This window comes from Cytobacillus oceanisediminis (assembly GCF_022811925.1).
GTDB classification, from domain to species: Bacteria; Bacillota; Bacilli; order Bacillales; family Cytobacillaceae; genus Cytobacillus; species Cytobacillus oceanisediminis_D.
The window spans coordinates 3,743,601-3,767,270 of the sequence record NZ_CP065511.1; the positions used below are offsets into that span (position 1 = coordinate 3,743,601).

At 41.9% G+C, this 23,670-nt stretch carries 25 protein-coding genes; 5 read left to right on the forward strand and 20 right to left on the reverse strand.

What is annotated here, in order from left to right; translation table 11 throughout:
• Nucleotides 1-82 precede the first annotated feature (82 nt).
• On the reverse strand, nucleotides 83-1,096 hold the full coding sequence (locus IRB79_RS18690) for a DUF3231 family protein (protein WP_243503983.1): 1,014 nt from the start codon (nucleotides 1,094-1,096) through the stop codon (nucleotides 83-85).
• A 211-nt stretch (nucleotides 1,097-1,307) separates the two neighbouring features.
• Nucleotides 1,308-2,474 carry a TraB/GumN family protein gene (locus tag IRB79_RS18695; RefSeq protein WP_243503984.1) on the reverse strand — a complete coding sequence of 389 codons (1,167 nt, stop codon included), beginning with the start codon at nucleotides 2,472-2,474 and terminating at the stop codon, nucleotides 1,308-1,310.
• 223 nt (nucleotides 2,475-2,697) lie between these two features.
• Here IRB79_RS18695 and IRB79_RS18700 point away from each other — a divergent pair, with 223 nt between their 5' ends.
• Nucleotides 2,698-3,324 (forward strand): metal-dependent hydrolase, encoded by a 627-nt coding sequence (locus IRB79_RS18700; RefSeq protein WP_243503985.1) that lies wholly within the window; start codon nucleotides 2,698-2,700, stop codon nucleotides 3,322-3,324.
• A gap of 28 nt (nucleotides 3,325-3,352) precedes the next feature.
• Here the strand turns inward: IRB79_RS18700 and IRB79_RS18705 are convergent, their stop codons facing one another.
• The 4 genes from IRB79_RS18705 to IRB79_RS18720 form a co-directional block, all read right to left on the reverse strand.
• Complete coding sequence (locus tag IRB79_RS18705; RefSeq protein ID WP_243503986.1) at nucleotides 3,353-3,799, reverse strand: GyrI-like domain-containing protein; 447 nt, start codon at nucleotides 3,797-3,799, stop codon at nucleotides 3,353-3,355.
• A gap of 404 nt (nucleotides 3,800-4,203) precedes the next feature.
• On the reverse strand, nucleotides 4,204-4,413 hold the full coding sequence (locus IRB79_RS18710; RefSeq protein ID WP_243503987.1) for a helix-hairpin-helix domain-containing protein: 210 nt from the start codon (nucleotides 4,411-4,413) through the stop codon (nucleotides 4,204-4,206).
• 13 nt (nucleotides 4,414-4,426) lie between these two features.
• Nucleotides 4,427-7,645, reverse strand: a complete 3,219-nt coding sequence (locus IRB79_RS18715; protein ID WP_243503988.1) for a DEAD/DEAH box helicase — start codon at nucleotides 7,643-7,645, stop codon at nucleotides 4,427-4,429.
• Nucleotides 7,646-7,764: 119 nt separating this feature from the next.
• The gene (locus IRB79_RS18720; protein ID WP_243503990.1) at nucleotides 7,765-8,229 is read right to left on the reverse strand and encodes a hypothetical protein; all 465 of its coding nucleotides are present in this window, start codon (nucleotides 8,227-8,229) and stop codon (nucleotides 7,765-7,767) included.
• A 102-nt stretch (nucleotides 8,230-8,331) separates the two neighbouring features.
• Between IRB79_RS18720 and IRB79_RS18725 the strand changes: the two genes are divergently transcribed.
• On the forward strand, nucleotides 8,332-9,078 hold the full coding sequence (locus tag IRB79_RS18725; protein ID WP_243503992.1) for a uracil-DNA glycosylase family protein: 747 nt from the start codon (nucleotides 8,332-8,334) through the stop codon (nucleotides 9,076-9,078).
• A 75-nt stretch (nucleotides 9,079-9,153) separates the two neighbouring features.
• On the opposite strand, the gene IRB79_RS18730 is transcribed toward IRB79_RS18725, so the two are convergent.
• The 4 genes from IRB79_RS18730 to IRB79_RS18745 all read right to left on the reverse strand — a co-directional run bounded on the left by IRB79_RS18730 (nucleotide 9,154) and on the right by IRB79_RS18745 (nucleotide 12,569).
• Nucleotides 9,154-9,774, reverse strand: a complete 621-nt coding sequence (locus tag IRB79_RS18730) for a LysE family translocator (RefSeq protein WP_243503996.1) — start codon at nucleotides 9,772-9,774, stop codon at nucleotides 9,154-9,156.
• Nucleotides 9,775-9,879: 105 nt separating this feature from the next.
• Nucleotides 9,880-10,830 (reverse strand): oxygen-dependent tRNA uridine(34) hydroxylase TrhO, encoded by a 951-nt coding sequence (locus tag IRB79_RS18735; protein ID WP_243503998.1) that lies wholly within the window; start codon nucleotides 10,828-10,830, stop codon nucleotides 9,880-9,882.
• A gap of 134 nt (nucleotides 10,831-10,964) precedes the next feature.
• Nucleotides 10,965-11,990 carry a DUF2332 domain-containing protein gene (locus IRB79_RS18740; RefSeq protein ID WP_243504002.1) on the reverse strand — a complete coding sequence of 342 codons (1,026 nt, stop codon included), beginning with the start codon at nucleotides 11,988-11,990 and terminating at the stop codon, nucleotides 10,965-10,967.
• Nucleotides 11,991-12,005: 15 nt separating this feature from the next.
• Nucleotides 12,006-12,569, reverse strand: a complete 564-nt coding sequence (locus tag IRB79_RS18745) for a histidine phosphatase family protein (protein WP_243504004.1) — start codon at nucleotides 12,567-12,569, stop codon at nucleotides 12,006-12,008.
• A 68-nt stretch (nucleotides 12,570-12,637) separates the two neighbouring features.
• Here IRB79_RS18745 and IRB79_RS18750 point away from each other — a divergent pair, with 68 nt between their 5' ends.
• Complete coding sequence (locus IRB79_RS18750; protein WP_243504006.1) at nucleotides 12,638-12,778, forward strand: hypothetical protein; 141 nt, start codon at nucleotides 12,638-12,640, stop codon at nucleotides 12,776-12,778.
• A gap of 52 nt (nucleotides 12,779-12,830) precedes the next feature.
• On the opposite strand, the gene IRB79_RS18755 is transcribed toward IRB79_RS18750, so the two are convergent.
• From IRB79_RS18755 to IRB79_RS18800, 10 genes are all read right to left on the reverse strand, one after another.
• Entirely contained in the window at nucleotides 12,831-13,412 is a 582-nt protein-coding gene (locus IRB79_RS18755) for a GNAT family N-acetyltransferase (RefSeq protein ID WP_243504008.1), read from the reverse strand.
• A gap of 85 nt (nucleotides 13,413-13,497) precedes the next feature.
• Nucleotides 13,498-14,244, reverse strand: coding sequence for a class I SAM-dependent methyltransferase (locus IRB79_RS18760; RefSeq protein ID WP_243504010.1), 747 nt, complete (start codon nucleotides 14,242-14,244; stop codon nucleotides 13,498-13,500).
• A gap of 11 nt (nucleotides 14,245-14,255) precedes the next feature.
• Entirely contained in the window at nucleotides 14,256-14,714 is a 459-nt protein-coding gene (locus IRB79_RS18765; protein ID WP_243504011.1) for a GNAT family N-acetyltransferase, read from the reverse strand.
• Between the two features lie 15 nt (nucleotides 14,715-14,729).
• Entirely contained in the window at nucleotides 14,730-15,389 is a 660-nt protein-coding gene (locus IRB79_RS18770; protein WP_243504013.1) for a hypothetical protein, read from the reverse strand.
• Nucleotides 15,390-15,402: 13 nt separating this feature from the next.
• Nucleotides 15,403-15,555: a glycine zipper domain-containing protein gene (locus IRB79_RS18775; protein ID WP_243504014.1), complete on the reverse strand. Its 153-nt coding sequence runs from the start codon at nucleotides 15,553-15,555 to the stop codon at nucleotides 15,403-15,405.
• A gap of 168 nt (nucleotides 15,556-15,723) precedes the next feature.
• Nucleotides 15,724-16,197, reverse strand: coding sequence for a GyrI-like domain-containing protein (locus IRB79_RS18780; protein WP_243504015.1), 474 nt, complete (start codon nucleotides 16,195-16,197; stop codon nucleotides 15,724-15,726).
• A 14-nt stretch (nucleotides 16,198-16,211) separates the two neighbouring features.
• Nucleotides 16,212-17,372, reverse strand: coding sequence for a pyridoxal-phosphate-dependent aminotransferase family protein (locus tag IRB79_RS18785; RefSeq protein WP_243504017.1), 1,161 nt, complete (start codon nucleotides 17,370-17,372; stop codon nucleotides 16,212-16,214).
• A 76-nt stretch (nucleotides 17,373-17,448) separates the two neighbouring features.
• Nucleotides 17,449-18,411 carry a nuclease-related domain-containing protein gene (locus IRB79_RS18790; protein ID WP_243504018.1) on the reverse strand — a complete coding sequence of 321 codons (963 nt, stop codon included), beginning with the start codon at nucleotides 18,409-18,411 and terminating at the stop codon, nucleotides 17,449-17,451.
• Nucleotides 18,412-18,649: 238 nt separating this feature from the next.
• Nucleotides 18,650-20,371: an assimilatory sulfite reductase (NADPH) hemoprotein subunit gene (gene cysI, locus IRB79_RS18795; RefSeq protein WP_243504019.1), complete on the reverse strand. Its 1,722-nt coding sequence runs from the start codon at nucleotides 20,369-20,371 to the stop codon at nucleotides 18,650-18,652.
• A 25-nt stretch (nucleotides 20,372-20,396) separates the two neighbouring features.
• The gene (locus tag IRB79_RS18800; protein WP_243509537.1) at nucleotides 20,397-22,208 is read right to left on the reverse strand and encodes an assimilatory sulfite reductase (NADPH) flavoprotein subunit; all 1,812 of its coding nucleotides are present in this window, start codon (nucleotides 22,206-22,208) and stop codon (nucleotides 20,397-20,399) included.
• A 195-nt stretch (nucleotides 22,209-22,403) separates the two neighbouring features.
• Between IRB79_RS18800 and IRB79_RS18805 the strand changes: the two genes are divergently transcribed.
• Both IRB79_RS18805 and IRB79_RS18810 read left to right on the forward strand, forming a co-directional pair.
• The gene (locus IRB79_RS18805; protein WP_243504021.1) at nucleotides 22,404-23,303 is read left to right on the forward strand and encodes a LysR family transcriptional regulator; all 900 of its coding nucleotides are present in this window, start codon (nucleotides 22,404-22,406) and stop codon (nucleotides 23,301-23,303) included.
• A gap of 120 nt (nucleotides 23,304-23,423) precedes the next feature.
• Nucleotides 23,424-23,633: a methionine aminopeptidase gene (locus tag IRB79_RS18810; RefSeq protein ID WP_113881403.1), complete on the forward strand. Its 210-nt coding sequence runs from the start codon at nucleotides 23,424-23,426 to the stop codon at nucleotides 23,631-23,633.
• Nucleotides 23,634-23,670 lie beyond the last annotated feature (37 nt).

Consider the following 23,670-nt stretch of genomic DNA (forward strand, 5'->3'; position numbering starts at 1 on the left):
GCTGCCTATAATCAGGCTGCTGGACCTCATGGTTATAACCTTAGTAAAAACATTTAGAGAAACCACCTAATACTAGCCCCTCTCAAAACTTTTTCGATGACAAATCTTCATGGTCAGTAGCCATAGGCGGTGTTTCAAACCAGCCTTGTTCTATTAAGAGATTCATCCCGTCTTCTGCCAGCAATCCAATTTCGACAATCATTCGTGCATAGTTTGCTGAAATATCCCTTCGCTGGGCCATGGACATCGCTTCCCCATAATAGCCAATAGAAGCAGATAGAAGGGTTGAGATATGATACATCATAAGTTTATCAGAAAAGGGAGGAATCGTTGAATCCGTTACTTCTGCCTCAAATGTCCTAGGGATATTCAAATTCGACTGGGTTAATATCCCAGATAAAATCTCAAGATGTTTGCGGCATATTTGTCTGCTTCTTTCCATATATTTTTGAACATCTTTAGATTGGGCTACTTGTCCAAATCCAAGTTCTAAAACAATTTTCATCATCGCTTTCTGCATATTCAAGTAAATTCCGCTGATTTCAATCGCATTTATAGGTCTCCGCTTCCCGAACCATCCAGTTAAGTAACTCTGTTTCTCTACAAAGTCAATCTCCTGATGGTTGTTTAATATCGGCGGTTTGACGATTACTCCTTTCTGAATTAAAACATCTGCAGAACGATCATGTAATTCCATCGTTTCATCTATAACCTGCCTCATATACTTTCTAATGTCTGCCCGGGTAGCGTTACCTAAGGCACCTGCATATCTTGTCCCCCCATGTATAGCCATAATATGTATGTATACCCCCATATAGATATCAGTAAATAATAACGGGGCATCCACATGAACATCTTTGTCAGTAAAACCAACAGGTATAGGCTGATTCACACTTGATAGGAACCCTTTAATTTTTTTTATGTGGCTTTCTGATAATTTAAGGGCAAATTCAAGTACTTTGCGGATCTCTTTGTCCTTTATATGAATTAAAAAATACCGCAGGATACAAACGGCAAGACTATCATTCACATATTGGGACCAAAGGGTTGCGTGTTCGGCTGCAGTAAGCTTATCTTCATAATTTCCGCCAGGCATATCTTTCCCTCCTGCACTTTGTCTGATATATTGTTCCCTACCCTTACCAGATTTATTAAAAAGATTTCCTGCTTCATATCTAGCGCGATAAGAAATTCTCCCCCCATTGCCTCATCCCTAAGACACTCCAAGCTCATTAAGACCATGCTAAAAAAATGATTCAAAGAACCAAAAAGGTGAAACCACCTAGGTTTCACCTCAAACTCGCCAATTATAAATTCTCAAAAAACACTCTGATTACATCGGCTCCCCCAATAAAGGTTCCCAGCGAGCTTCCCAGATTGGATAGGACAACAATCAGTAAAATCCGGCTTACTTTGTTTCTCCAGAATCCTTTAACACTGAATACATCTTCAGATAAGGTTTCAAAATCCCTTACATTCGGGCGCCGTATATAAGCCTGAGTCAGTCCCGCAAACCAGCCTGCTGCAAGAAGGGGGTTCAGTGATGTAATTGGCGCTGCAACAAAGGCAGTTAAAATTGTCAGCGGATGTCCCATTGCAATGGCAGCCCCCAGTGCTGACAAGGAGCCATTCCAGATAATCCAGCTGATAGTCTGTGCAAGACCCGCAGAAGGATTTGCGAAGAATGTATAGGCGATTATGGCTAAAATGAACACCGGAATACTCCAGCCAATTATCTTTGGAACATTGGATTTTGGAGGACGCTCAGTCAATTTGGCCATGTCCTGTTCTTTTTTGATTTCCTCTTTGATACCCGGTACATGGGCCGCCCCAAGCACCGCTACTATTTTTTCTCCTGGTGCATCTTTAATTTTTTGTGCCAGGTATAGATCCCGCTCGTCAATGAGCGGTTTCTTTAATCGCGGAAAACTATCTGTAAATTCATTTAGAATCGCATTTATCGTATCCTGATTTTTCATTTTCTCAAGTTCTTCTTCAGTTATGGTATCTTTGCTGAAAATACTTGCTATTACTTGACTAAGAAGCAGTGATTTTCCTTTTAATCCGAGGTTGCCCCAAATCCTTGCAAAGGTAATCTGGATATTCCGGTCCGCCAGAACAAGCTTTGCGCCTGCAGCCTTGGCTGATTCAATTCCCTGAATCATTTCCTGGCCGGCTTTAATGCCGAATTGGTCAGCCATGCGGTTTTGAAAGGATGAAATCGCCAGATTCATTAAAAGCAGTGATGCCTTCTTCTCCTTAATTACCTGGATGATATCCATTTCCTTCCACTTGCTGCCTTCTGTAATCGACTGATATCTCTGTTCATCCAATTCCACACAAACAGAGTCAGGCTGTTCAGTCTCAATGACTTCCTTCACCTGTTCTGCACTGTGCTTTGAAACATGTGCTGTTCCTATCAGTATGTATTCTTTGCCGTCTAAATGAATCCTCGTTATGTTTTCCTCTGACATAAATACCTTCCTTAGATACAAATTCTATTATGTATGCTTATAGCTCAATGTATTGTTCATTATACCATGAACTGTTTCAAGTATGCCCAGGATAATAAACTGTGAGGGGAATTTAGCCCTAAATAACAAAATAATCTATTTACCCCTAAACAGAACAAATGTTTTGATATAATATAAGAATGCATGAAAAAAATGCAAATATATTATAAAGGTGGAAATTATATTGAATGGTACCGCCCATGCAGCTATTGGAGCAGCAGCAGGATACGTGGTTGCGAACACTGTTCATGCCAGCCCCTCCACAACTCTATTATTAGTAGGCCTCGGGAGCGTTTCTGGATTAATCCCGGACCTCGACATTGATGGAAAACTTCGTGACCGGCTTACACTATCACATGAAGTCGTTCGGACAGTTGCCCAAATCATAGGAATTTTAATGATCATATATAGCTTCTATGAGGGCTCCCCGAAAGAGAAATGGCTGGGAATCGCTATAGGAATCAGTATGACTGCCATTTCGGCGAAAATCAGGCAAAAGCATATGCTAACCATTACGGGAATTGGCGTCCTGGCGGGAGGCATCTCTTTGCAGGAACTTTGGCTGATATTATTTGGGATTTATATATTGATAGCTTCCTTCGTTTCCCACCGCAGTTATACTCATTCCATCCTGGGTGTTATTTTTTTCGGATTCATCTCTTCTAAATTTGAAACATCACTTGGCATAGAAGGGGTATTTTATACATGCCTTGCCGGTTATATAAGCCATTTGATTGCCGATTTAAAATTGCTTCCATTTAATAAAAAGGGCATAAAGCTTTTTCTCCCGGTTTCGTCGAAAGAGATCTAAGAAAGACAACCGCTCAGAATTTGAGCGGTTAGTTTTTAATTGGAATGTATACTTCTACATCCTCATCCTCATTTTCAATCGGATAATAAATTTCCAAAATATAATGATCAAAGGACTCCCGCTGATGACCTTGCTCATTAATCCAGTTGTTAAGCCGCGCATACAGATCGCCCATCTCAGCTGCCTTCCCTCTAATGGATGCATACTTATGCTGTACCTCCAAATATTCCATCCCATCTGGTAATGTATCAGCTTTATCATGAACTAAGTAACCGACAAAAAATATTCCCTCTAAGTGGGCTTCCCCTCTCTTAGGTTCATAAATGGACACTTCAATTCCACTGCTATGCTGTACAAGATGGCCCTGCTTCAAGAAGCTCTGAGCTGCTTCAGGCACCAAATGGGCATAATCCTTAAAAAGACCCTTGTTCCTTATGACTGCTGCTTTAAACTCCTGCGAAACAACTTTACACATTAGGAATCCCTCCAAATTTTTAATACTAAGGATTTCTCTAACTTTTGGAAAATCCCTCCTTTAAATCTTGATAGATTGAAAAGGCTTTTTTCTCATAGATTGTTGTTTTTGCTCATGAATTCAGCCCGTTGATTTCCGCTGCGGGCACTTGCTTTCCGCGGGGCGTGCGGTGAGCCTCCTCGTCGCTTTGCGCCTGCGGGGTCTCACCTGTCCCGCTGCTCCCGCAGGACACTGAATAAACTTCCTCGAATCAACACCGCACGAAGGAAATGCGTCAGCATTTTCGAGGATCAAGTGCCCTCCGCTCCAATCAACTCAGCAAATTAAACTAAGTAAATAAAAAGCACCAAAATATACGAAAACAGCCATAAAAAAGACGCGTCTCAAGAGTCGCGTCTTCCTTACTAAACTTTAAATGACCATCCTCTGTCTGCCATTGCCTTGCGGAGTTTTGCCATGGCATTCGGGCCCATTCCGTGAAGATCCAGCAATTCTGCTTCAGTGGCACCGGTTAACTGTTCCAGTGTAAAATAGCCTGCCCCTTCAAGTGCACGCACTGCTGGCTTTGCCAGCTTTTCAGGGAAGCCGCTCCCCTTCAGATTATTTTCAGCCATGATTTTTCTCCTTTTAGATCATTAATATTTCGCGTATATCTTCTTCCGTCAGGCTTCCGGCTGCACTATCATTCGAATCGATAATTTCTTCAATTAAGTTTTTCTTCTTATCCTGAAGTTCATTCATCTTCTCTTCGATAGTGCCTCTCGACAATAATTTTATTACCTGGACGGTATTTTTCTGTCCTATGCGATGAGCCCGGTCGGCTGCCTGTTCCTCAACGGCAGGGTTCCACCACAAATCATATAAGATGACTGTATCTGCACCAGTCAAATTTAGACCCGTACCGCCTGCCTTCAATGAAATAAGGAAAAAATCGCGCTCTCCCTCATTAAATCGGCGGCAGATTTCCACCCTTTCCCCGGAAGGTGTCTGTCCATCCAGGTAGAAAAACGGCAGGCCCAGAAGGGCAAGTTCTCTTCCAATAAGGTCAAGCATTTTAGTGAACTGCGAAAAGATAAGCACTCTTCTGCCAGACATTCTGGATTCTTCTATAATTCTCTTGAGCTGTTCAAATTTTGCCGAACCCCCTTTATATCCATCCACAAATAAAGCAGGGTGGCAGCAAATCTGACGGAGCCGTGTCAAACCGGCAAGAATTCTAATACGATTTTTTCTAAGAGTGTCTTTATTTAAGTGCTTTAAGGTATCTTCTCTCAATTTTGCCAGATAAGCCGCATAGAGCTTCTTCTGCTCCGGCAGCAATTCAGCCGAATCAATAAGCTCCATCTTTTCAGGCAGCTCTGAAAGAACATCTTCTTTCAGCCTCCTGAGCATGAAGGGACGTACCCTTCTGGCAATCGTCTTCCTTGTTAAATTTCCATAATCCTTTAAGCCGCCAAACAATTCAGGGAAGACGACATGAAAAATAGACCACAGTTCTTCCGCAGAATTTTCAACGGGTGTGCCTGTTAAAGCAAAGCGATATTTGGCTTTAATTTTCTTTACTGCTTTCGCTGTTTGAGTTACCGGATTTTTAAATGCCTGTGCTTCGTCGAAAAAAACCGTGTAAAAATCCTGCATCTCATACCATTTAATATCTTTAAGCACCAGCGGATAGGAAGTTATCACCACATCAATGCCAGATAAGTCCTTCTGAAGCTCCGCCCGGTCATTTTGAGTTCCGTCGATGACAATTGCCTGGACATCCGGTGTGAATTTCGTCAGTTCACTTAACCAGTTATACGTTAAGGATGAAGGGCACACAATAAGTGCCGGACCGGTATATTCCCGAATATCCTTAAGATCAGACTGAATAAACGCAATGCTTTGCAGTGTCTTTCCCAGTCCCATATCATCAGCCAAGATGCCGCCAAATTCATAATGCGCCATTGTCTTTAACCATTTAAAGCCGTTTTTCTGATATTCCCTCAAAATAGGATTCAGAATTTCCGGCACGGGAGTCTGAAGGCATGATGGACTCTCAAGCTCTGCTAAAAACTCCCTGAAGGATTCCTCATGACGGAACATCTCCTGATCCCCAACAGCGTCCAGCATTCTAAGACCTGATACAATCGGCATGTTCAAACCGCTCTCCAGATCCTCAGCCTGTTCGGGCACAGCTTTCAGAAAACGCTGGATTTCCTCAAATTCTCTTGTTTCCAAAGATAGGAGCGTGCCATTTTTCAGGCGATAGAATTTCCGTTTTTCCTCCAGTGCAAATAATACATCCCGTATCTCCTGGTCATCTATGCCGGTCAATTCAAACTTGAATTCCAGCCAATTCGTCCGCTCTTTTTTCATTTTTATCCGAATCTGCGGTTTGGCATTCTCCCTGAAAATCCGGTTTCTGACAGACGTAGTCGCATATATTTGCATCAGTTTCTGCAGTTTAGGGACAACATGATAAAGGAATTCATATTCCAGCTCTTCATTTTGCAGAAAATAGCCGCCATCCGTCTTTGCAAAGGAGCTTTCCTCCATAAGCTGAAGGATCTCATCCTCTAATTCCACATCTCTAATAATCCGCGTGCCGCCCTTCGGCTCTCTTCTCTTCAGCGGATTGATCACGATATTTTCATAATGAAATTCAATTCCTGCCAGAAGCCGGTTCCGCAGACGATCTAAGTATAGCTTGGCAATCAAAGGTGTTTTCATAAATCTTTGTGACATGTCTTCAGAAATATGGACATCCCCCAGCTTTCTCAGTCCAGGGACCACTTTTTCCAGAAACAGTTCCATTTGTGCAGCAGCAATCGGAATCTGGCTTCTCCCGGCTGACTCCAGCATTTGTGTTAAATCATATAAGCGCTGGCAATCTTCTTTCTTGAGCGTGATTAATTTGCCGCCAGATAGAACAGCATAATACGAATCCAGGATCAGCATTCGATCCAGCCCAAATACATTTAAATAACATTTTTCTTCTTTTTCGATAAGTTCAAACCTTAAAGGCAGCCGTTCCTTTGAAAAAGCCATCCTTTCAAATGTTTTCCCCATTATCTCAAGCCTTACTTTTTCAGCGAGCGATAAAACAGGCTTCAGCCGTTCCCACGATGATGGAGGGATTAAGAGCATATGCTTGCTCGCAGTATAATCGAAATCATCCATTAAAGCATTTATATAAATGGATTCATCGTGTATAACCTGTATCAGCTGCTGAAGGACTGCATCAGCTTCTGGCGGGAAACAATGCAAAGCGGGGTCGCAGGTAAAAGATAATGATAATAAGCTTGGTTTCCCCTCTTTGACTGAGTGGAGAAATTGCCGGATATCAAGGACAGCGAGTTGGCCGATGGAACATTTTATTGCTAACAAATAATGCCCCTTCCCCAAATGAACAGGCACACATGTGAATTCAGGATGGAGCACCTGCCTGTTTTCAAAATGAAGCTGGTGTCCGCTTGACCTTCTTGGCTGTTCACTGAAAAGTGTCATGAGACCATCAGTTAAGGCGTGTTCGGGAGAAACTTCAAGGGTGCCTGCTGAATCCTTTATCATGGGCGACCTGTACTGCTGCATTTCATAAATTGCCAGCAGCACAGCGGCTGCATGCTGGCATTCTTTATCAAACGAAGCTAGCTTTGGACAGCTGCACAACGTCTTAAAACTGTTTCCTGATGTCTTCTCAACCGAAACAAAAAAATCCTCACCAGCAGATACTGTTGCTTCACAAATCTTATTATTGTATTTATTTATCGTTACCTTTTTATTACGGAAAAAAGCGTCCCCTCTTTTGAAGGAGACAGTGCCGCACATTTCCTTTATCAATTTGTGAGTCAATTTAATATCCACAAACGTTCTCCTTCCGGGAATATGTATACTTAAATTGTATCACAGTCATCTGTCATAAATCATTTCATATAACACAAAAAGGGAGAGCATATCCCCCTTTTAGATCGTCATTTATACAGTTATTTAAGATCCCCTTCCAGCCTCGTAATCAGCTTATAGAATTTGACCATCACTAAAAGCAGCATGGGATCAAGTAAAGCTGCATGCCATAATCTCCACCAGCCATAATTAAAATATCCCCAGGGCTCGGGTAATAAAGCGATGACTTCATACAGTAAAATGGCAACTGCCCAAAAACTAATATAAGAAAATCGTTTAATAAGATCCCCTCTGAAAGGATACCAATTCAGAAACATCATGTTAACTGGGGGTACCAGAACAATATGTGCCAGCAGTCCTCCCCAGTTTGGCTCCTTATCAAAGTACCAATATCCCCAGTACTTAAACTCAATCATTACATCAAATACCAGCTGAGCTGAAATAGTGAATGTCCATATATGTAAAATTTGATTTTTAGTCAGACGCTTTTCTGTTGTAAATGCAATGAAATTAAAAAGAATGGCAGCTATTATCAGTCCAATCATGAGCAGAATCCTTTTTATTTGTTAATGTCTCTTAGATGGCTTTTCTTATTCATGATTTGGTAACATTATTCATATACCAATTCATATTAGAAGGAGATCTTGATGGAGTGCTCATTACTTTCAAAGTATCTTCCGGCCATTGAAAAGCTGCCAAAAGGCAAGCCGCTGACAAAGGATCAATTAATGACTGAAGAGTTCTTAATAAGTCAGAATGGGGATTTGGACATATATTATGCCCCGCACAACGAATATATCAATAATGACGCGAATATTGTCATCGTCGGGATTACTCCTGGATGGAGCCAAATGAGGATTGCCTTTGAATCATTCATAAAAGGACTGGCTGCTGAAAAAGAGCTTAATGCAATCCTGAAGGAGACCAAAAAGGCTGCCAGTTTTGCAGGAGGGATGAGGAGAAATCTAATAAGCATGCTTGATCAATGCGGTTTATATGAAGCACTGCACATAGATGGCTCTGATACACTTTTCGAACGAAATAGATCGCTCCTTCACACCACTTCTGTTCTAAAATATCCGGTCTTCTGCCGTGGCAATAATTATACCGGACACCAGCCTGATCTTTTAAAAACAGCGATGCTTGCCGAGTACGCAACAGAAGTATTCCCAGAAGAGCTGACTCAAATAAATAACCATGCACTCATTATTCCGCTGGGAATAACCGCCGAAAGGATCATCCGCCATCTATACACAGCCAAACAACTTACAGGACATACCATATTATTTGGCTTTCCGCATCCTTCTGGCGCAAATGGACACCGGGCTAAGCAGTTTGAACAGAACAAATATGCTATGACAGATTTAATTAGAAGATGGGGAGAACAGCTATAATCAAAGAGTATTTTTCCTCCTTTTAACCATTAAAAAACTGCTTTAACCTATTTTAGAGGTTAAGCAGTCCCTGCCTTAAGGCTGTTTCTCAAGTGCCAATTTAATGCCAAAGCCCATTAAAACCACACCAGAAACTCCTTGAATCGCATTATTAACAGAAGGTTTTTTCAGCCAGGCCCTGAAGAAGTCAATCAAATATACATAGAAAAAGAACCAGATGATTGTTATAAGACTATATATTAAGCCCATCGCAAGGAATTGCGTAAAGTGATTCCCTTCCGGACTTAAAAATTGAGGAAAAAATGTTAAAAAGAATACAGCTACTTTTGGGTTGGACACACAAGTGAAAAATCCTTGCAGAAAATGCGATTTGTTCTTCTTATGCTTTTTCTCCATATCAGCTGGTTTTTGTTTAATCGATAGAGATTTTAACGAAATGATGCCCAAATAAATAAGATATATCGCACCAGCATACTTAATAAAAGAAAAAATGTAAGCGGAATTTACAATTAATGCCGATAAGCCAAATACAACGGCCATTGTATGGACCAGCAGCCCAGCGACAGATCCGAACATCGTTTTAATGCCGCTTTTTTTCCCGCTTGAGATCGTATTTTGAATCAGGATTCCTGTATCAGGTCCAGGCAAAATGACGAGCAGAAACGACATAAACAGAAATAATAATATATTCTCCATATCCCATCCACCTCATAAAAATTATTAAAAATATTATATCAGCTTTCATGAAGTTTATTATAAAAAAAGAGCAGTTTCCATAAAGGAAAATCTGCTCTAATCATCTTATGCTTTTACTTTTTCTAATCTTTCTTCCACTTCCGCCTCGGAAAGGCCGTGTTCAGCAACATAACGGTTTCTTGGGTGCGTGCGGCATTCATCAGAACAGCTGCGCATATATTTATGCTCGTTTTCTTCAGAGCATAGGATCTTTTTATTGCATGCAGGATTTGCACAGTTGACATAGCGTTCACAAGGATCACCAGTGTAGTAATCCTTCCCTACGATTACATGCTCCTTGTGGTTAACGGGAACGCCAATGCGGTCATCGAATACATAAAGCTGGCCGTCCCAGAGCTCTCCCTGTACTTCAGGATCCTTTCCATAAGTGACAATTCCTCCGTGAAGCTGGGCTACATCTTCAAATCCTTCTTTTACAAGCCAGCCGGAGAACTTTTCACAGCGGATGCCGCCTGTGCAATACGTAATGATCTTTTTATCGCCAAGCAATTCTTTATTTTCACGGACCCAATCCGGCAGATCGCGGAAATTTTTGATATCCGGCCTGATCGCCCCTCTAAAGTGGCCAAGATCATACTCATAATCATTTCGTGCATCTAACACAATTGTGTCTTCATCCTGAAGTCTTTCGAAGAACTCTTTTGGCTCCAGGTATTTGCCAGTAAGCTCGTTCGGGTTCACATCGTCTTCAAGGCGAAGCGTTACAAGCTCGGAACGTGCACGAACCTTCATTTTAGGGAATTCATGTCCATCTGCTTCATCTATTTTGAAAACCATCTCCGCAAAGCGCGGATCCTGCTTCATTGCTTCCATATAGCGGTCGGTCTGTTCCACTGGTCCGGAGACAGTCCCATTTATGCCTTCATTCGCAACAAGAATACGCCCCTTAAGGCCCAGCTCATTGCAAAAAGCTTTATGCTCCTTTGCGAACTCCTCAGGGTCCTCAATTGGAACATACATGTAGTAAAGTAGAACTCTGTATGGTTTTTGACTCATTTGTATTTCCACCTATCACTTAATATTTGCAAGATATATCTGTTAATAGGTTAAAACAATATATACTTACCTAGATAAGTATAACAGATGATGTCAAGTTTCAAAATTTTAGCGGTGCGAAATAGTAATGAAGCTTAATTCAATTCCCATGTGAACCACTTTCCATGCCCCTCTGTTTGGCCGACCAAATTCTTATATTCTCTGGAATCCAGATAATAATCAAGATGCAGATTCCGGTCCTGGATATTGTTATAAAGATGAAAGATATCCTGGCTTTGTCCGCTTGCTTTTATTTTTGCAAGCAGGTTCTCTTTTACTTCTGCGGGCATTTGATTCCCCACATGGGTGTGGAAAACACAGATTGAATGTTCTTCAGGTATACCTTCAATCAGACTTGGCAAAAGCTCAACTCCATCTCCTTCAATCAGGCTGATTGGATTTGCTTTCACACATTGGGCAGCTTTTTCGAATAAAGTTCTTCTCTCCTGGTGTTCAGGCCAGATAAGTGATTTCAGCCACAGAAAATCTTCCCCATTATTCAGGTCATTTATATGCAGATCAACTCCAGTTCTTGAAGCTACCGGCGGCAATTCTGCCGGTAAAATCGGGACATGGCCTCCTTTAATTTCAGAGGTTAAATGAACATTCGCGCTTGGATTCCCAAATGTTTTTCCGGTTCCATAAGAGTAGCTGTATTTATCCCAAAGAAGCTGCAGGCCGGCGCTTGTTCCGATTTCAATCAAGGCCAGGGGCTTTTCGGTTTGCTGAAAAATCCAGGCAAACACAGGGTATAAGTAAGCACAGCGCCTAACTTCATTCGTCTGGACTATTTTTGCTTTTACTATTTCTTCAATTTCCTGTGAATTTAGCCTGCAGAAATCTCTAAAGCTATGGAAAGACTTCTGAGGGTTTCTTGGATTCTCCACTAAACTTGGATAGAATTCCTTAAGTTCATGCTCTTTCCCTTTTAACAGCAGGTAATGAATGGCCCCCAGAAATAAATTCGGCACAGGCTGGCCGTCTCTCGCTTCAGATGCCAAAACCAGCAATTCTTCATCCTCTGCAATCTTATAAGACAAGAACTCATAAAGATTACTTGAACTGTGACATTCATATTGTCCAAATGTTTTGAATCTGGATGCCAGATTAGGTGTTACCATTCTACTTCCCCTCCGTTATGAGATGTAAGTATCTGCATTCCAGTGCTTTGAACCTGTTTTCCTCTTTCCGATCCACCCAGCTTTTTGAAGTTCCCTCGCAATTAAAAGATTGAAAAAACCGTGACCTACGAGAACAGCAAAGTGATGTTCTTTTGCAATAGAGGTTAATGTTAATGATGCTTGCTTTGCCCGCAGCTTTGCATCCCTGTATGATTCACAGCCCTGTGAATAGCCGCATAACCATAGTAATCTTAATAACACAGCCCAGGTATTTGGCCTTAATTTCATACCCGGCAAATTACCGGCAGGAATGGGCAATTCAGATTCCCTGAATAATGGATCTGCTTGTATTTTCGCAGAAGGATTTATGCTTCTGGCCGACTCGATTGACCTTTTTAAATCACTTGTGAGTAAAAAAGATGCTGAAATCCCTTTTTCTATTGCATTAGAAGAGCAAGTCTCACCCTCAAGAATCCCTAAATGGTTATACGTTTCAACCCATTTTTTAAATTCACGGCTATTCATGCGGTGATCTGCCATTAGCGATGACCTGCCATGTCTGATAAGTGTTATTTCCATTTAAATACCCCAAAATTTATATATTTTTTTTCTTTATGGATAATTTAATTAACATGGAGGTGAATACCATGCGGGAACAAGAATATCCAAACGTAAAACTCGGCGGCAAAAAGGTACACGAAAAAGGAAATGGCGGAGACCAGGTCCGTGGACATGAACAGGAAAACAGAAACGGCACATTTAATACTAACTCTAAATCAGATAGATAATGGAATGACGGGACACCCTCAAAGTGGGAGGGTGTCTTTTGCTGTTATGTAATTATGTGCTGCTGTTTTTATAATTAGATGTCCAATCCCTTTTTCTGATGATGTAATGGAAATATTGTTCTCCGTCGATTTCCATTTCTCCAGAAAGCTGAAATCCGCACTTTTGCAGAACCCTAATGGAACTGGAATTGCTTGTTAATGCAACGGCATTTAGTGTCTCAAGAACTGTTTTCTCAAAAAGAAATCCCATTAGCCCTTTTGCAGCAAGCGTGGAATATCCTTTATTTCGGTAGTGTTTTGAGATGGCATAGCCAATTTCCCTGTTCGGCTCCGGCAATTCATCTTTTATTCCTGTGTTGCAAAAACCAATAAACTCTCCAGTTTCCTTTAGTATGATTCCCAAGTTCAAAAATCCTGCATCTTTCAGGTGAGGCATCGAGGACCTGAACTTTTTATTCGCAGGAATTTCATAATTCTCCATCCAGTTAATCCGCTGCTCAAGCGTAGCCTGCGCACCCGGAATAAACTCATTAACTTCAGGCTGTAAAGTAATTTCATAAAGCGCTGATACATCTTCCATCCTGTATTCCCTAAGGATGATCTCACAGCAATCTATCATTATTTCTTCAATCATTTTTTCATCTCCATTGGGTACACATCCAGTGTGTGTTCTTCGATCAAATCTATGTTTCTTTTATTTTTAACATATTCCAGGTCTTCTATAGCTTTCTGCATTTAATAATAAAAGAAGCTGGTATAGCTCTCGTTTTTTCATAGGAATACCATCGGTTGGCATGCCGCTGAATATCTTCCTCAGTAAGTCTGACGTCTTCAATTACCTTTTCAATTGCAAACCCGTTTTCTATTAATAGATTGATATATGTACTTAATTTATATTGCTGCATAATGGCAGGCTGATTCCAGGCTATGTGCTGATAGGAGCCTTCCTCATGATAGGATTTATCCATAATTAATGCTCCATTTTCAGCTTTAATCCGGTTATACATCGGATGTTCCCAGCTGAAAATAAACATCCCGCGTGATTTAAGGTAGGAATGAACGTTTTTTAGCGTCTTGTCTAAATTCGTGGTCCAGCCAATCGCATAGATGGAAAAAACGACATCGAAATAATCAGCAGGGATTCCAGGATTTTGTTCCATCGGGGATTCAAACAGCTTTACTTGTGAAGAAGAATTTACTAGAAGTTCCTTTGCGGATTCGATTTGCTTAGAGGATAAATCCAATCCCCATAATTCACCTGCTCCGCGCTTATCCAGGTATTCTAAGGAATGGCCGCTTCCGCACCCAATTTCCAGCATCTTTAAGCAGCGCACATCTCCGAACAATTGAAGATCATCTTCAGTTGGCGCCAGCGGTCCATATTCAGGAAGCGGATTACGCCCATAAAATCTTTTAGCCGCTTCGTCCCAGCTTTTCTTATTTAAATCCAGGGTTTCATTAATCATAAATAACTCCTTTATACAGAAAAATAGTAAACTTCTTCCTCGCCCCAAATCTCTCCGGTGGGGGAAAAACCAAAGTTTTTATACAGCTTCCTTGCGTGATGATTATCTTTATGAACAGTTAAGCGAATTTCCTTGCAGTGAGAAAATTTAGTTTTTATCCAGCTGATCATCTCGGCTAATGCTGCCTGTCCATAACCCCTGCCCTGATAATTCTGGTCAATAAAAAAACCGTTTATCCAATACATGTTATCCGTATTCGGTTCATAGGCATGCATAATAAAACCGACCATTTTTTCATTGTCATATATTGAGAATGGGATATACTCTACTGCATCCCCATCTGGTTTTATATATACCTTTGCAAGTGAAACAGCCGCTGAAGGAACGAAATCACGCTGCGATTCTTTAACCTTCATCTTAATGGCTTCTTCCCAGTTGTCTCTTGTGACGGGTTTTAACTCAATGTTCATTTCTGCAGCACCTACTTATAATTTCCTGTTTTTATCACCAGACTTAATAATGATGCTTACATAAGCGGCTTCCCCGCTTTCAAAGTGGTTTTGAATTTGTGACAAATCAATCTCTTTCTCAATCCGAACAACCTTTGCTTCTTTAGGGAGCAATTTAACGTTAATAGGTTCACCGCTGTTCACTAGTGAAAGCATCTGGAAATCCTCTTCAGTTAAATATCTCTCATAAAAGCCGATAGTAAAAGACACTTCATCATTGCTGTAATTTTCAAATGGCAGCTCACAAATTCCCTGCAATGTTTCTTCACTAATCATTTCAAATTTACACAGACTTTCATCTTTAACATAAGAAACGGCATAAATGCCATCTGCCAGCGTTTTTTGGTAGGCTTCCGCCAGAAAAGGAGGAAGAAGGGAAACGATGATGATAACGGCAAAGAAAGATCGCAAATGATATCTTTCAAGTGAACGATGAAGAAAGACCATGCCCAGCACAAGTAAAAGGAGAATGAAAACCCCTGTAAAATGAAATCCATCTGCTGATTTAATCGGAATGTTTAATATCATTAATGCTGCTTCACCTAGTGGATTTTCATGCGGAAAAGGAAAGTTTAAAGCTATGGAAATAACGATTAAGGCAAGCGATGCCACAAAGAGTTTTTTATTTTTTATCAAGGCAGATTCCCCTTTACTCCTTTTTTGCGGATCCAAACGATGCCCCAAAAGCAACTCCCATGGCAATACCCAATGCCCAATTTTCAAAAAGCATTCCAAAAACTAATCCCAGCGACAGACCATATGCCATTCCGCTTCCTGAAAGGCCCCAATTTTTTTTGTTCATAACGTTTAACCGCCTTTAATTGTTTTACCTTATTTACGAACAAAAGGAACTTTAGTTTCATATTTTTGGAAAACGGGCAGACGGTTCATTCGATAGTCAATTTACTCTTAAAAATTCCAATCTTCTATTGTTCAGGAAAAAGACTGCCGGGAAGGCAGTCTTTAAAAATTATACAATCGTATCCAGCAGCTCTACATCTAAATCCTCAATACACTTCCAGCTATGATGGATTTCTATGTGCCACTTATTTTTCAGCCGCTTGTATCCCTTTTCTTCAATCCAGCTGTGCAATTCCCTATAAGAATTTCTAATCTCATCATTAGATCCTTTGTGCCGGATAGAGGCATATTTTTGCGGAGGTATTTCTAATGAGAACATACCATCAGGAACACTGATAAATTCCTCCACCTCAATGCCAATCCAATATCCGTCTTCTTCAGGACAGTCTTCCTCCACTTTGAAGGCACCAACTAGCCGATCTGGTTTTAAAGCTCCCTTTATTTCTGTAAGGCGGCCAGATAATAGTTTAATAGCCTGTGGAATTTCAGCTGGATACTGATCCGGCGGGCATAAGACGCGGATTCCTATCAGTTTTAATTCTCCGAGTTCTGTCTCAGCCGCTCGCAAAGTCAAATCAGACATCTTTTCTCTCCTTATTAAGCAACAGGCAATGCAAGTTCTCTAAACCTATCAACTGCTTTTTGGATATCTGCTTCAAAGCCCACTTCGTTCATTGTTTCACCGATCAGCACAATGGCTTTTTCAAGCATGTCTTCAGTCGTATTCCCCATATGGCCTATTCGGAACGCTTTTCCTGCCAGATGAGCCAGGGCTCCGGCAACAATGACACCTTTTTTCGCAAGAGATGCACGGAATTCAGCATCATCCATTCCTTCAGGGTAAAGGATACAGCTGAGAGTTGCTGCTGCAGCATTTTCATCGGCAATTGCCTTCATTCCATATTCAGCAAGTGCAGCCCTGACAGCTTTACCATATGCTTCATGGCGCTTGTAGCGATTGTCCATTCCTTCAGCCAAGACCAGTTTCATGCCCTCATCATAGGCATAAATCAAATTAACAGGCGGCGTTGCAAAGTACTTTTGGGGGTCATGCATAATTGGAATCCAATTATAGATATCGCAATAGTAGGCAGGGACCCGTTCCATTTGTTCCCTGGCAGCCAGTGCTGTCCCATTGAATGCGACAACAGCAAGTCCTGGCGGGACACCAATCGCCTTCTGTGAACCTGTCAAAACGACATCAATTTTCCCTTCGCCATATGACTTGCTCATATCCTCCTCCATTGCCGCTGTCGCACAGACCCCATCCAAAATGACAAGAGCCCCGTGCTTTTTAATGATAGGAACTAATGTATCCAAGTCAGCCGCAACACCAGTAGAAGTATCAGCATGGGTAATCGTCACAGCTTTATAGGAATGGGACGCAAGTTTTTCCTCAACAGCTGCGGGATCCACCTGCTTTCCCCATTCGGACTGAATGATATCTGCCTTAATTCCGAACGCCTTGGCTAAGTGCTGAAAACGATCGCCGAAGAAGCCCTGACTTATAATCAAAAGCCTTTCTCCAGCAGCAACCGTGTTGACCAGAGCCATTTCCATGGCAATCGTCCCTGAGCCAGAGATTACAAACACTTCCCCATCCGTCTTCAGCATCTCCCTGGTCTTCTCAATCGCATTTTTATAAATAGCAGCAAACCTGGGATCCGTATGCCCCCTTGTCTCCTGTACCATCGCATCATAAATCGAATCCACAACAGGCGTAGGCCCAGGAATCAAAAGCATTTCCTCGTTTGGCATGATAAATCCTCCTTTGGTTGGTAAGTAGATATCTAAATGTTTCGACATTTGATTTTAAAAACCTCTATTCTTATTATCAATTGATAAATTCATATTTTCTGTTCTTATATCCCCCGGTGTGGGGAAGTTCCAAAGAGTTGAGTATTCGTGTAGCAACAGTAATAGATTCTATTTGAAGAAAACTTCTAAGTTCCCTGTTTGTTATCCTGGTTCCAAATATCAAACTATAATCTTTAATGGCATTAATGTGGGCCTCTTTACAATTTCTCCTGCATTCTTTACAATGCCAAGTCCGCTTTACCCTTATCATAGGCAAAAGGTTGCAGTTAGGACAAAATACACCAGTTGCGACATCTTCCTTATTGATTTGAAATCTGTCTAAAATAGATGATCCTGATCTAACACTTGCCTTCTTTAAGAGTCGGATTGATTTCTTAAGTTGTTTTTCAGAGATTTGATTTTCGGAGATATTTGTTTCAATTTGTATTATTTTTGATGGCAGTACTTCTTTATGGATGACTTTTTGACTGAGGTTTACATTTGGGGGAATTGATTTAATTCCAGTATGAGGATTAGTGATTACAACTTTTAAAAAAATAGGTAACTGTCCAAGACCATTTTCAGCAAACCATTTTTTTAGTTGGTTTTCCTGACGATTCACTTGAACAATGGGACACGGAAAAACACTTTCTTCCCCATCCTTATTGCGAAATAGCTGATTATAAATTGTATCAAAATGGAGAATGCCAGATATATTTTTCACTTCTAAAATTAAAGCGAACTTTAGGGACAATATTAATGTATCCATTTGAAAATACCGGTTCGCATCAGGCAAACGAAGATCGTGCAGAATATAGTAACGCTTATCGTTTAAAAATCCCAAAGGAAAATCAAGAGAAGTCTCACCTTTGAATCCAGCTTTCCGTTTACTGATTTCTTCTTTTATTAGGGGTATTTTTGGATGGTGAGGTGCCAATCTGCGAAGAAGAGCTTCTAATTTGAGAATCACAAGGGGAATTTCACGCTGTTTTACAATCATTTTTTCACTCCAATCTACATTAATCTTGATTAGATTTCTACTTATTGAGAAAAATCCCTTCTTTTTATTCATTGTGATGGATTTATTTTCGGATAAGTTTTTTTACTTGCTTATAAGGACCTTTTTCTTTCTGATGGATGAATTTACTTTCGTATAAGCTCTTTTTATTTTCGTTTAGCTTTCGTTTATCTTACTTGAACAAAAAAAAGACAGGGCCCCCGCCCCGTCTTTCTCAAGCTCAATCATGAAAATTAGTCCCGTCCGTTGTCGCTTCAATAATCCCCGCCCGGACCACGAAGTCGCCAAAATGTTCGCCATCCTGACGTTCACGGGCGTAGCGCGGCAGGATGATGCGCAGCTCGTTCAGGATTTCTTCTTCGCCAATGTTTTCGCGGTACATTTTGCTGAGGCGGCTGCCGTCAAATGCTGCCCCGAGATACATATTGTACTTGCCGACCGCCTTACCGATAAAGCCGATTTCGCCGAGCGCGTGACGCGCGCATCCGTTCGGGCAGCCGGTCATGCGGATAGTGATTTCTTCGTTCCGCAAGCCTGCTTTATCGGCGATTTCATCAATTTTATCGACCAATCCAGGAAGATAGCGCTCTGCTTCTGCCATTGCCAGACCGCATGTCGGCAGGGCCACACAGGCCATGGATCCGCGGCGCAAAGCACTATAGCGGCTTCCGTCTGTTAAGCCATATTCATTAATCAGCGCCTCGATCTTTGCCTTATCTTTTGTTGACACACTTCCGATAATCAGGTTCTGATTGGCAGTCAGCCTGAAATCACCTTTATGAACTTTGGCGATCTCCCGCAATGCTGTTTTCAGTTTATATCCGTCGAAGTCTGCCACACGCCCGCCTTCTATGAACATCGTAAAATGCCATTTACCGCGGACACCCTTTACCCATCCGTAGCGGTCTCCGTTGGAATCAAACTTGAATCCGCGAGCTTCATCCAGTTTCCAGCCCAGCCGGTTTTCCAGCTCTACAATAACTGTTTCCAGACCAAGGCGGTCAACCGTATATTTAAAACGGGCATTTTTCCGGACTGAGCGGTTGCCGTAATCGCGCTGAATCGTAATTACCTTCTCGGCCACTTCGTAAATCTTATCAGGTGTCACAAAGCCGATTACTTTTGAAAGCTGCGGATAGGTAGCCTTATCTCCATGGGAGAAGCCCATTCCGCCGCCGATTGCCACGTTAAAGCCTGCCAGCTTGCCGTTTTCCACAATAGCAATGAAGCCGAGATCCTGTGAAAAGACATCAATATCATTGGAAGGCGGCACAGCAATCCCGATTTTAAATTTACGGGGCAAATAAAGCGGGCCATACATAGGCTCAACCTCTTCATCCACTTCAGGAGAGCCGGCTACTTTTTCTTCATCCAGCCAAATTTCATGATAGGCACGTGTGCGAGGCAGAAGATCGTTACTTAGCATCTTTGCCAGCTCATACACTTCCGAATGAATCTCCGATTGATCGGGATTGGAGATGCACATTACATTACGGTTCACATCGCCGCATGCCGCTATCGTATCAAGCATCGTCGAATGGATTGCCTGGATTGTCTTTTTCATATTCCATTTTAGGATTCCATGCATCTGGAAGGTCTGTCGTGTAGTCAGTTTTAAGGTGCCGTTGCCATATTTCTCAGCTAAATCATCCATGACAAGCCATTGCTCTGGTGTTGCGACTCCACCAGGAAGGCGCAGCCGGAGCATAAACTGGTAGGCAGGTTCAAGCTTCTGCCTCTGGCGTTCATTCCGCAGATCCCGGTCATCCTGCAGATAGCTCCCGTGGTGCTTCATTAATCTATTATCATCATCGGGAATTCCGGCGCTGATCCTGTCCTGCATAACTTCCGCCAGCGTTCCGCGCAAATAGTTGCTTCGATCCTTAATTCCCTCAACATCACTCGGAGGGCCATCCGGTGCTTTTAAGTTTGGGTTTACCATGCTGTAAAACTCCTTTCCTTCCAAATCAATATACGTCGCGCTGGTAGCGTTTATTTTTCTGCATGTCGGCAAGATATCCTGAAGCCTGATCGCGGCTCATACCGCCTTCTTTTTCTATAATATCTATGAGTGTGTTATGGACATCATGAGCCATGTTTTTCTCATCACCGCAGATATAGACGGCTGCGCCTTCCTGAAGCCACTGGAATAATTCCTTGCTATTTTCCTGCATTCTATGCTGAACATAAACCTTCTCATCATCATCACGGGAAAAAGCGACATCCAGCTTCGACAAGACTCCTTCCTTTAGCCACTTTTGCCATTCAGTCTGATAAAGGAAATCAGTCACAAAATGCTGGTCGCCAAAGAATAGCCATGATTTCCCATCCGCGCCGCTTTCTTCACGCTCCTGCATAAATGATCGGAACGGTGCAATTCCGGTTCCAGGACCAACCATAATGATTGGTGTGTTCGGATTTTCAGGCAGTTTAAAGTTTTCATTGTGCTGAATAAATACTGGCAGTGTATCGCCAGGCTGAAGACGTTCCGCACATAAAATGGAGCAGACACCTTTGCGTTCACGGCCATGGGCATCATAGCGGACAGCACCGATTGTTAAATGAACTTCATCGGGATTCGCCTCGAAGCTGCTGGAAATGGAATAAAGACGCGCAGGCATCTTACGCAGTATAGAGACAAACTCCTGTGCCGAACTGTTCCATGGTTTAAAGTCACGGACTAAATCAATTAAGTCACGGCCGTCCATATAGGATTTCAGTTGATTGCTGTCTGACACAAGCTGGAGCAGATTTTCATTTCCAGAAAGTTTTGCAGCCTTTTCAACTAGCGGTTTGGTCAGGACAGTAATCTCAAAGTGAGCCGTAAGCGCTTCTTTTAACGTTACTGTTTCCTCCTTCACTCTGACTGCTTCCTCAGGATCCCAGCTCATCTCAGCTAAAAGCAGGTCAACCAATTCAGGATCGTTTTCAGGGTATACCCCTAGGCTGTCACCAGGCTGATAAGTCAGACCTGAACCCTCTAGAGAAATCTCGAGATGGCGGGTTTCTTTATTGGAGCCGCGTCCATTGAGATTCAGATTTTCCAGAACTTCTGCCCGGAAAGGATTGGACCGGGAATAGACTGACTCGGCAGGTGCTGAAGCTGAAACAGAAGCTGCTGCTGCAGGTGAAGGACTGCTGCTTTCCCCTTCGCTCAAACCTGCTAAAACTGCTTCCGCCCACTCGGAAGCTGGTTCTTCAAAATCAAGATCACAGTCCACTCTCGGCGTTATTCTTGTTCCGCCAAGCTCCTCGAGACGTTTATCAAAATCTTTTCCCGTTTGGCAGAAGAATTCATATGAGCTGTCGCCAAGAGCCAGAACTGAGTATCGGAAGTCTTCCAGTTTTGGAGCCCTTTTTCCGTGAACAAATTCATGGAATGTCAAAGCGTTGTCTGGCGGATCTCCCTCACCATGGGTACTTACGACAATTAACAGGTTTTTGACCTTTTTAAGATTATTGGGCTTAAAGTCACTCATTGCTGAAACCATTACTTGAAAGCCTCTCTCCTCAAGCGTTTTTCCAGCTTTTTTGGCCAGATTCTGCGCATTCCCGGTTTGTGATCCAAATAAGATGGTCACTTCTTTTGGAATGGCCGGCGACGCTGCCGGTGCGGGACGCTCTTCCACTGCCGGGGCAGCCTGCAATGATGAGGACTGTATTGCGGCAAGATACCCGCTCAGCCAGAGGGATTGTGTCTCTGTCAGAGTCGGAAGAAGACGATTAAGGAGCTCTGTCTGCTCCTGATTAAACGGACTGTTCATTACCTGAAGTTGCAACATGATCCACCTCGCAAACCAGCGCAAAAGGCTGGTTTTATAGTATTTCTTTAAATTTCCTCTTTTCCTATAAAAAAAGTCGGTTTTATACGCAAAAAATATATATCTATTACTTTACCGAATGATATTCCATTAGTAAAATAGATATTAATTATCGCAGCTATTAATATTACTAATTGTAGAAAGGGTGATATTTTGTACTATGATGCGTTAAAAACATTTGTCACATTGGCTGAAGTGAAAAATTTTACGAAGACAGCCGAGCTCCTTCTTATGTCTCAGCCCAGTGTCAGCCTGCATATCAAAAATCTGGAAAAAGAATTTCAGACCAAACTATTTCAACGCTCTCCAAAATACTTGAAAATTACGCCCAGCGGTGAAATATTATATGACCGGGCCAAGCAGATGATTACCATTTACGAGCAAACCAGGCAGGAAATTTTAGAGCAGCAAAACACCATTAAAGGAGATCTGAAAATTGCGGCCAGTTTCACTATAGGGGAATACATCCTGCCTCCCCTGCTGCTTGATTTGCAGAATCAGTATCCTGAGCTGAATCTCCAGGTGACGATTGCCAATACGGAGGAAGTTGTTCAGTCAACACGGTCCCATCATGTGGATATAGGGTTAATAGAGGGCCAGACAAATGAAAGAGAGCTTATCGTGACTCCCTTTTTAGAGGATGAATTATTTATTGTGACTTCCAACCAGCATCCATTGGTACAAAAAGAAGAAGCAACCATTGCTGACCTTCAAGATCAGGCATGGATCATGAGGGAAAACGGATCAGGGACACGTGAGTATTTTAACCATGTAGTCAGATCAAATGGTCTTAAGGTGAAATCACTTTTAACGATCAGCAGCAACCAGGGGATAAAAGAAACACTCATCAACGGGCTGGGAATAAGCATTCTTTCTGGAAGCGTCGTTGAAAGGGACGTTAAACAAAATAACCTGTCTATAATCAAGGTGAAAAATCAGGAATTCAAACGCACTCTTTCCTATGTTCTTTCCCCCATCATGCAGGAAAAAAAGAATGTCAGTATTTTTATCGAAGCACTCGGCGAAAAATGGAAGCACCCTAAGGGAAAATAGCCTTTTTTGAACAAGCTTTTTTTCACACTAGTCCCACTTTATTCATATATTATAGTAGCGAGGTGTATAAAATCTGCCCATTTTATTCAAAATAAGGAAAAAATGGCTGAGGTGAAAAAGATGGGATTATTGAATGCCTTTAATGAATGGCGCGAAAGCAGATATCAAAATCATGTCAATCGCATGAAGGAAGAAAATAAGTGTCCTGACTGTTACGGCAGGGGTTTTTCACTCTATCCGGGGAATGAATTCGCTTATCATGCAAACCAATTTGACTGCCAGGGCTGCAATGGAACCGGACTGTATTCAGAATGGAATAGTTTATCATAATATAATGGCCATGATCCTCATGCTTCTTATGGATCAT

Bases quoted from the DNA above. Each gene is read 5' to 3' on its own strand.
- cysI (WP_243504019.1), bottom strand. From the start codon at position 20,371: ATGGTAAACCCAAACTTAAAAGCACCGGATGGCCCTCCGAGTGATGTT.
- IRB79_RS18710 (WP_243503987.1), bottom strand. From the start codon at position 4,413: ATGGCTGAAAATAATCTGAAGGGGAGCGGCTTCCCTGAAAAGCTGGCA.
- IRB79_RS18755 (WP_243504008.1), bottom strand. From the start codon at position 13,412: ATGATTGAAGAAATAATGATAGATTGCTGTGAGATCATCCTTAGGGAA.
- IRB79_RS18785 (WP_243504017.1), bottom strand. From the start codon at position 17,372: ATGCCAAACGAGGAAATGCTTTTGATTCCTGGGCCTACGCCTGTTGTG.
- IRB79_RS18725 (WP_243503992.1), top strand. From the start codon at position 8,332: ATGGAGTGCTCATTACTTTCAAAGTATCTTCCGGCCATTGAAAAGCTG.
- IRB79_RS18810 (WP_113881403.1), top strand. From the start codon at position 23,424: ATGGGATTATTGAATGCCTTTAATGAATGGCGCGAAAGCAGATATCAA.
- IRB79_RS18695 (WP_243503984.1), bottom strand. From the start codon at position 2,474: ATGTCAGAGGAAAACATAACGAGGATTCATTTAGACGGCAAAGAATAC.
- IRB79_RS18735 (WP_243503998.1), bottom strand. From the start codon at position 10,830: ATGAGTCAAAAACCATACAGAGTTCTACTTTACTACATGTATGTTCCA.
- IRB79_RS18745 (WP_243504004.1), bottom strand. From the start codon at position 12,569: ATGGAAATAACACTTATCAGACATGGCAGGTCATCGCTAATGGCAGAT.
- IRB79_RS18730 (WP_243503996.1), bottom strand. From the start codon at position 9,774: ATGGAGAATATATTATTATTTCTGTTTATGTCGTTTCTGCTCGTCATT.
- IRB79_RS18750 (WP_243504006.1), top strand. From the start codon at position 12,638: ATGCGGGAACAAGAATATCCAAACGTAAAACTCGGCGGCAAAAAGGTA.
- IRB79_RS18765 (WP_243504011.1), bottom strand. From the start codon at position 14,714: ATGAACATTGAGTTAAAACCCGTCACAAGAGACAACTGGGAAGAAGCC.
- IRB79_RS18760 (WP_243504010.1), bottom strand. From the start codon at position 14,244: ATGATTAATGAAACCCTGGATTTAAATAAGAAAAGCTGGGACGAAGCG.
- IRB79_RS18740 (WP_243504002.1), bottom strand. From the start codon at position 11,990: ATGGTAACACCTAATCTGGCATCCAGATTCAAAACATTTGGACAATAT.
- IRB79_RS18790 (WP_243504018.1), bottom strand. From the start codon at position 18,411: ATGATTGTAAAACAGCGTGAAATTCCCCTTGTGATTCTCAAATTAGAA.
- IRB79_RS18780 (WP_243504015.1), bottom strand. From the start codon at position 16,197: ATGTCTGATTTGACTTTGCGAGCGGCTGAGACAGAACTCGGAGAATTA.
- IRB79_RS18705 (WP_243503986.1), bottom strand. From the start codon at position 3,799: ATGTGTAAAGTTGTTTCGCAGGAGTTTAAAGCAGCAGTCATAAGGAAC.
- IRB79_RS18720 (WP_243503990.1), bottom strand. From the start codon at position 8,229: ATGATTGGACTGATAATAGCTGCCATTCTTTTTAATTTCATTGCATTT.
- IRB79_RS18690 (WP_243503983.1), bottom strand. From the start codon at position 1,096: ATGCCTGGCGGAAATTATGAAGATAAGCTTACTGCAGCCGAACACGCA.
- IRB79_RS18775 (WP_243504014.1), bottom strand. From the start codon at position 15,555: ATGAACAAAAAAAATTGGGGCCTTTCAGGAAGCGGAATGGCATATGGT.